The organism is Nocardia sp. NPDC050630, assembly GCF_044457245.1.
In the GTDB taxonomy this organism is placed as follows: Bacteria; Actinomycetota; Actinomycetes; order Mycobacteriales; family Mycobacteriaceae; genus Nocardia.
Genome location: NZ_JBITGN010000009.1, coordinates 210,565 through 217,810 on the forward strand (window position 1 = coordinate 210,565; position 7,246 = coordinate 217,810).

Annotated in this window: 2 protein-coding genes; both read right to left on the reverse strand. The window is 67.1% G+C overall.

The window, feature by feature from the left end:
* Positions 1–19: 19 nt before the first annotated feature.
* The gene (locus tag ACIBG0_RS23730) at positions 20–6,388 is read right to left on the reverse strand and encodes a type I polyketide synthase (protein WP_397035144.1); all 6,369 of its coding nucleotides are present in this window, start codon (positions 6,386–6,388) and stop codon (positions 20–22) included.
* Positions 6,389–6,499: 111 nt separating this feature from the next.
* Entirely contained in the window at positions 6,500–7,129 is a 630-nt protein-coding gene (locus tag ACIBG0_RS23735; RefSeq protein ID WP_397035145.1) for a GNAT family N-acetyltransferase, read from the reverse strand.
* Positions 7,130–7,246: the final 117 nt, after the last annotated feature.

Below are 7,246 nucleotides of genomic sequence, written 5' to 3' on the forward strand. Positions count from 1 at the left end.
GTTCGCTCGCTACGCTCGCTCATGCGAGCACCGCCTCGGCCACCAGTTCCGCCGCGTCCTCGCCGGTCTCGCCGACCAGCATCGCGGCGACCGTCGCCCCGGCCTGAGCCAGCGTGAACGTGCGGCCGAGCTGCACCGACGTCAGGTCGACGCCCAAATTCTTGGTGACCAGCGCGGAGAATTCCACGGTCATCAGCGAATTGAGGCCGATATCCGGCACCGGCACCGTCTGGTCGATCGACTCCGCGGCCACACCCATGACGGTCGCCAGTTGCTCGGCGAGCATGTACGCCACCACCTCGTTGCGTTCGCCGACCTCCAATTCCCGCAGGGCCGCGGCCAATTGGGCGGATGCCGAATCGTCCTCGGCGGAGGCGGCGATGACGGCTTCGACTCGTCCGGTGCTGGCGAACAGGCCGTTGGCCGCGACGACCCTGTTCCAGTCGATCGGAGCGATGTCGGCGTGGTGGTGCAGGCCGAGTCGCAATGCGGCTTCGAGGTATTCGGGACCTTCGTCCATTTCGATGGGGTCCAAACCGCTGCTGAGAAGGTAGCGGGCCATGGCGTCGGTGTCGACCATTCCCGCGCCGTGCATATGGCCCCAGCCGATGGCCAGCGCGGTGCCGCCGGAGCGCACGATCTCGTCGGCGAGCGCATTGAGCGCCAGGTTCGCCGCCGTGTAGGTGTACTGACCGGGTCCACCGAAAATCACACCACCGGAGGAGAACAGCACGAGCATGTCCGGTGTGGCGCCGGCTGCCGCGAGTCCGTCGACCAATGCACGGGCACCGGTCACCTTGGGTGTCACGACCTTGATGAGGCTGTCGTAATCGAAGTCGGCGAGGAGTTTGTCGTCGACGGTGCCCGCGGCGTGGAAGACGCCGCGCAGCGGATGGTCGGCGGTGTGTGCCCGCGCGATCATCGCGGTGACGGCCTCCGAATCAGCGATGTCGAGCCGCTCGCTGACAACGTCGATGCCCATATCCTGCCAGGCACGCAGCTGTGCTTGTGCCGCTTCGGTTTTCGCTCCGCCCCGGCCCACCAGGGTCAGCCGCCGCGCACCCTTGCCGACCAGCCAGCGGCCGACGGCCAGGCCGAAGCCGCCGAAGCCGCCGGTGATGAGGTACTGGGCGTCCGGCTCGACCGCGACCTCGCGGAGCGCCGGCCGGACCAGCGGTGCGGCCTCGCCGAGGTCCAGGACCACGCGCCCGATCTTGGTGGAGCGCGCGACCTCGTCGAATGCCTTCGCAACTTCGGCGGTGCCGTAGCGTTCGTACGGCAGTGCCGTGTAATCGCCCGCGTAGATTGCGGAGTTGATGCGCTCCAACATCGCCATGGATTCGGCAGTCTTCTTCGCCAGCATCCGGTCCACGTCGATGGAGTGGTATGACACATTCTTTTCGAAGTGCCGCAGGTCCAGAACCCCACCGTCGTAGCTGTCGGTCTTGCCGATCTCCACGATCCGCCCGAATTCGGCGACGGCGTCGAAGTTCTTGCGTAGCAGATCGCCCGGCGTCGTGCTGATCACGATGTCGGCCCCGCGCCCGTCGGTGAGCGCGAGAACCTCCTCGGCGAAGTTCAGCGACCGCGAATTCAGCACGTGATCGGCGCCCTGGGCGAGCACGTAGTCGCGGCGTTCGGCGGTACTGGCGGTGCCGATGACGGTGGCGCCGTGGCGTTTCGCGATCTGCACAGCGGCCGAGCCGACACCGCCGGCCGCCCCGTGCACCAGCACCGTCTCCCCGGCGCGCAGCTGGACCAGTTTCAGCAGCGAAAATTCGGCGCTGAAGAAGGCGATTCCGTTGCTGCAGATTCCGGGATCACTGTCGACGGGGGTGCCGAAGGCCATGGCGGCGTCCACAGTGTTATAGCGCCGGATCATGCCGCGTTTGCAGAAGCCCACCCAATCACCGACCGCGAAGTCCTCGACGCCCGGTCCGACCCGCACCACTTCGCCAAGGCCCTCCATGCCCGGTTCGAGGCCGAAATAGGTTGCGCCCAACTGCCGTTCAGTGAGCACACCCATGACCTTCATCGTGTCCTTGAAGTTCAAGCCGATCGACTTGGTACGGATCTCGATCTCGCCGGGGCCGGGTTCCTGCCGGTCGCAGCGCCGCCAGGCAAGCTGTGAGAGCACCCGGGTTTTGGGGATCTCCAGGGCAAAGTTGGCTTCCGGATCGTCCAGGGGCGCATCCTGATCGAGGGCGTCGAGACGGCCCTCCAGGGTCCTGGTGACAGCCGGCACCCAGCGCAGGCCGTCGCGCAGGTACACCTCGTCGGCATGGTCGTAGGTGAACGCGCCGGGAATGGCGAGTTCGGCGGCCAGGTCAGCGAGCTCGGTCTGCGGGTCGATGTCGACCAAACGCCAGCGCAGCACGGACTGTTCGTTGAGCAGGACCCGTCGCGCACCGGCCAGGGTGGCATGCCGCGAGTTCGGCGGCTGGTCGGCTTCCGGATGCGCGAAGGCCCGTTCGGTAATGACGGTGGCGTGGATGCGGCCGTCTCCGGTCATCGGTCGTTTGCCGGTTTCGCCGTGCTGCTCGTCGTCGTATTCGTGCAGGGTCAGTGCCAGCCTGCGCAGCGTCCACAAGTTGGTCAATTCGTCGTATTCGGTGCCGGCGACCACCACCACCTGCAGCCGCGCCGCATTCGGATCGGTGTCTCGAAGCTGTTGCGCGAAAGCGGTTTCCAGGTCCTCGCGGGACGGGTCGCCTACGGCGAAGCTGGAATTCGACGGTGTCAGCGAGGCGATGTCGGCGGCCCGCGCACTCGGCTTCGAGCCGAGGGTGACGACGAGGGTGTGCACGTTCTCGGTCGGTGGCAGGGCCGAGGTGTCCACGGGATCGCGAAGTTCCCAGGTGGTTTCGTAGAAGAAGTCCGTCATCCGTCGCAGCGCACTGCGGCCCGGGTCTATCGCGCCCAGCCGCAGTCCGATGATCTGCATGAGTACCTGTCCCTGCGCGTCGAGGAAATCGTAGTCGACGATCAGCGTCTCCGGATCCTTCAGCCGGGTCACCACGGTCACCGCGTCGGGCAGCGGCGCGAACAACCGCACCCCGTCGACCGCGACCGGCACCATCGGACTGCCGTTGCGGCCAACGCCCTCCCGCAGGGCTCCGATGCTCTGTACAGCGGCGTCCACGACACCTGGGTGCACGAGATGTCCGGACTCGGCAGCAATGGACCCGTCCAGGGTGGCCACCACGGTCTTGCCGGATACCTGCACCGAGGTGAACCGCCGGAAGGCCGGACCGTACCGCAGCCCGCTCTGCTCCATCGCGGCGTGCACCGATTCCGGATCCACGGTGAGCAATTCGTTGGCATCGGGGACCGTCACCCGCTCCGGCGGATCGTATACTCCGTCGACCAGACGGCCGGTCGCATTGACGGTCCACAGGTCCGAGTCGGCGGGCCGGGAGCGAATGGTGAATCGCCGGGTCGACTCCTCGACCCGCAGCTCGACCACCGGCACGTCGCCGTCGGCGATGAGGAGCGGGGCCAGGAAGCGTACGTCCTCCACCGCCACCCGCGCGGATCCCGCTGGGCCGACAAGATCGGAGCGCGCCGCGGCGGCGCTGAGTGCCGCGTCCAGATACGCGGCGCCGGGCAGGATCCGGGAGCCGCCCACGACGTGGTCGTCGAGCCAGGGCAGCGCGGCGACACTCAGGTGCGTCCGCCAAAGGTTCTGGGGTTCAGCCAGATCAGGGTCACCGAGCATCGAATACGAGCCGGCCGTGCCGTGGCGCGCCTGCGCGAACGCGGGCAGCTCGTTGTGCAGTCGGCTGTGCTGCCACGGGTAGCGGGGCAGCTCGACATGTGGGGTGGGTCCGGCGTGCGCGGAGGCGAACAGCGCGTCTATATCGAGGACACCCACGCCGTAGAGTCCGGCAATCAGCTGCCGCACGCTGACGCCGTCGTCCTGTTTGCGGTTGAGGGTGGCGATGGTCGTGCCGGTTTCCCCCGCGCCGATGAGGATTTCGCGAATGTTGGCGCCCAGCACCGGATGCGGGCCGACCTCGACGAAGATGCGGCTGCCCGCGCCGACCAGCGCGGCGGTGGCGTCGGCGAACCGCACCGGCTGCCGGACGTTGCGGCACCAGTACTCGGCATCCCACTCCGGGCCGGTCACCTCGGTGCCGGTCACGGTGGAGAACAGCGTGACGGTCGGCGCGGCCAGCTTAAGATCAGCCAGGGCGGAACGCAATTCGTCGAGAATCGGTTCCATCAGGTAGCTGTGGTACGGCACCTCCACCTGTAGTTGCCTGGCGAAAATGCCATCGGTGGCAAGCTTTTCAGCGATCTCGCCGAGCCGCTGCTCGTCGCCCGCGAGGGTCACCCCGCTCGGGCTGTTGATCGCGGCGATGTCGACCAGCTCGTCACCGGAGAGCAGTTCCCGCGCCGCCTGCTCGGAGACGCCGACTGCCAGCATTCCGCCGGAGCCCGCTGTGGTGGCCTGCAATCGGGCCCGGTGGTAAGCGACGGTAAGAGCGTCGCGCAGCGACAGCATCCCGGTGACGTAGGCGGCGGCGACCTCGCCGACACTGTGCCCGACCACCGCTGCGGGTTCGATACCGTGCTCGGTCAGCCACGCGTACAGCGCCACCTGCACCAGGAAGTTGGCGGGCTGCGCCACCGCGGTGGTGGTGACCTGGGACTCCTCCTCGGGTTTCAGTAGTTCCTCGATGATTGACCAGCCGGCGATCTCGGTGAACACCGTGTCGATCTTCTTCGCCTCGGCGGCGAAAATGCCGTCACCGATGAGCAATTCGCGCCCCATGGCCCAGTGCTGCGGCCCCATGCCGGTGAAGACGAATACCGGCTCGGCCACCTCGCGGGGAATCACCTTCCCCACCCGGCCTTCGCCGCCGGCGAATTCGACCAAGCCGCGGACCAATTCGGCATCATCACTGAAGGTGATCGCGGCGCGCACCGTATTGTGCTGACGCCGCGTCCAGGCCGCCTCGGCAATCAGTCCGGGGTCCGCGCCGTCGGCGATACGCTCGGCGAACCGTCGCGCCAGCTCACGCACGGCCGTCTCGGCCCGGCCCGACAACGGCAGCACTCCGAAATGAACCGGGGTATGCGGGGTGCCGTGGGCCGCCCGGTGTTCGGTGAGGATCGCGTGGGCGTTCGTTCCACCGAAGCCGAAACCGTTGATCGCGACCGTCATTCGCTCGTCGGGCGACACGGGACGCGGCTCCAGCTGCAGTGCCAGGTTGAGTTCGGCGAACGGGATATCCGGGTTGGGCGTGTCCAGCCACCCCTGTGGGGCGATGGTCCGATGCGCGATGGCCAGCGCCGACTTGATCACGCTTGCGATGCCGGACGCGGCCTCGGTGTGCCCTATCTGCGCCTTCACCGACCCGACTCCCAGGGGTTCGGTGCGCGCGTCGACCGCGCCATAGGCCCGGCCGATCGCCTGCAGTTCCAGGGGGTCGCCGACTACGGTGCCGGTGCCGTGCGCCTCCACATAGGTCACTTCGTGCGGTGCGATACCCGCGCGCGCGGTTACCGATTTGGCTAGGGCCTCTTGCAGATCCGCGTTCGGCACGGTGATGGCGGTCGTGCGCCCGTCCTGGTTCGACCCAGTCGCCTTGACCACCGCGTAGATGCGATCGCCGTCGCGTTCGGCATCGGCCAGCTTCTTCAGCACCACGATGCCCGCGCCCTCGCCACGCCCGTACCCGTCGGCGGCGGCATCGAACGGTTTGCTGCGCCCGTCGGCGGCCAGGAAGCCGCCCTTGCACATGGAGATGAAGTATTCCGGCGCCATCAAGACGGTGACACCGCCGGCCAGGGCCATCTCGCAGTCACCGTCGGCGATCGCCCGGCAGGCCAGGTGGAAGGCGACCAGCGACGACGAGCACGCTGTATCGACGGTGATCGCGGGTCCGACCATGTTGAGCGCGTATGCGATTCGGTTGGAGATCATCGTGTACGAGGCGCCCGCCGCGGTGTGCATGTCCACATGGGCCAGTGCCGGGCCGCCCAATGCGGTGATCGTCTGGTCCATGGTGAACGCGCCCATGTAGACGCCGACAGGCGCACCGCCGACGCGGCCCGCGAGACCCGCGTCGTCCAACGCCTCCCAGGCGACTTCGAGCGCGAGGCGCTGCTGCGGATCCAGTGCGGCGGCCTCGCGCGGGGAGATGCCGAAAAACTCCGGATCGAATTCCCATGGGTCGCTGGTCAAGAACGCAGCGCGCTTGGTGTACATGCGGCCCGGTGCGCGGCGGTCCGGGTCGTAGTAGCGGCGGTAGTCCCACCGGTCACCGGGGATATCGACAACCCCGTCGCGCTTGTTCAGCACGAAATCCCAAAAGGATTGCGGGGATTCGATACCGCCCGCATAGCGGCAGCCGATACCGACAATGGCAATGTCAGACACTGGAAACTCCTCGGAAACTCTGATCGAACTGTGTCCCCCTGAGAAGGACGTTGTGGGCCGGGACCCACGCGCCGCCCGCGGTGCGCAAATATTCCCCTTGCGCTCAATGCTTCAGGTGGCGTCGGCTATTACCGCCGGGCGCAGTACAAAGTTCATCTCGGGACCTTTACGTCCAATCTTGATCTTGGTGACGAATTCGCCGCCGAACGCCTCGTAGAAGGGCAGGTTGGCGTCCTTGCAGATCCCGCCGACGGTCGCGCCGTACTTGTCGGCGTCCGCGGCGGCCCAGGAGGCCAGGGTCAGGCCCACACCCGAGGTCTGCCACTCCGGTTCACAGGCGAGGTAGACCAGCATGCTGTGCGGCTGTGGCGGGGACACCCGGGCGATGGCGGCGTCGACGTCCATGCCGCGGCGCGTCGCAGTGCCCATGACCTTCAGCAGCAGCAGACCCGAAATCGTCTCTCGCCACAGCGAAGCGCGGAATCCGGGGGGATACCACAGCAGCGCGGCCACGATCTTGTCGTCGACTGTGGCCACTGCCGCACCGTCGCCGGGCAGGAACCGGTACTTGATCATGAGGCGCACCATGTCCGGCGACCGCCGGTGGCGCACTGCCGGATTCGGGAAGATGTATTCCTCGACCGGGTCGTCGACGTCGAACGCCTGCGCGACGACCCGGGCCATTTCCTCGATATCATCCTCGGTAGCCCGGCGAATGACCGGTGTGGCCGACTGATTCAACGCTCGTACCCCAACACTCTCTCGTGCCCCTGCTCCCGATTCAGTAGGCTGTACAACATTTCCGGGAGTGCCACCGAAAGGCCGGTGGCAGAGAATAATTCGTGTAGCCCGTGATGA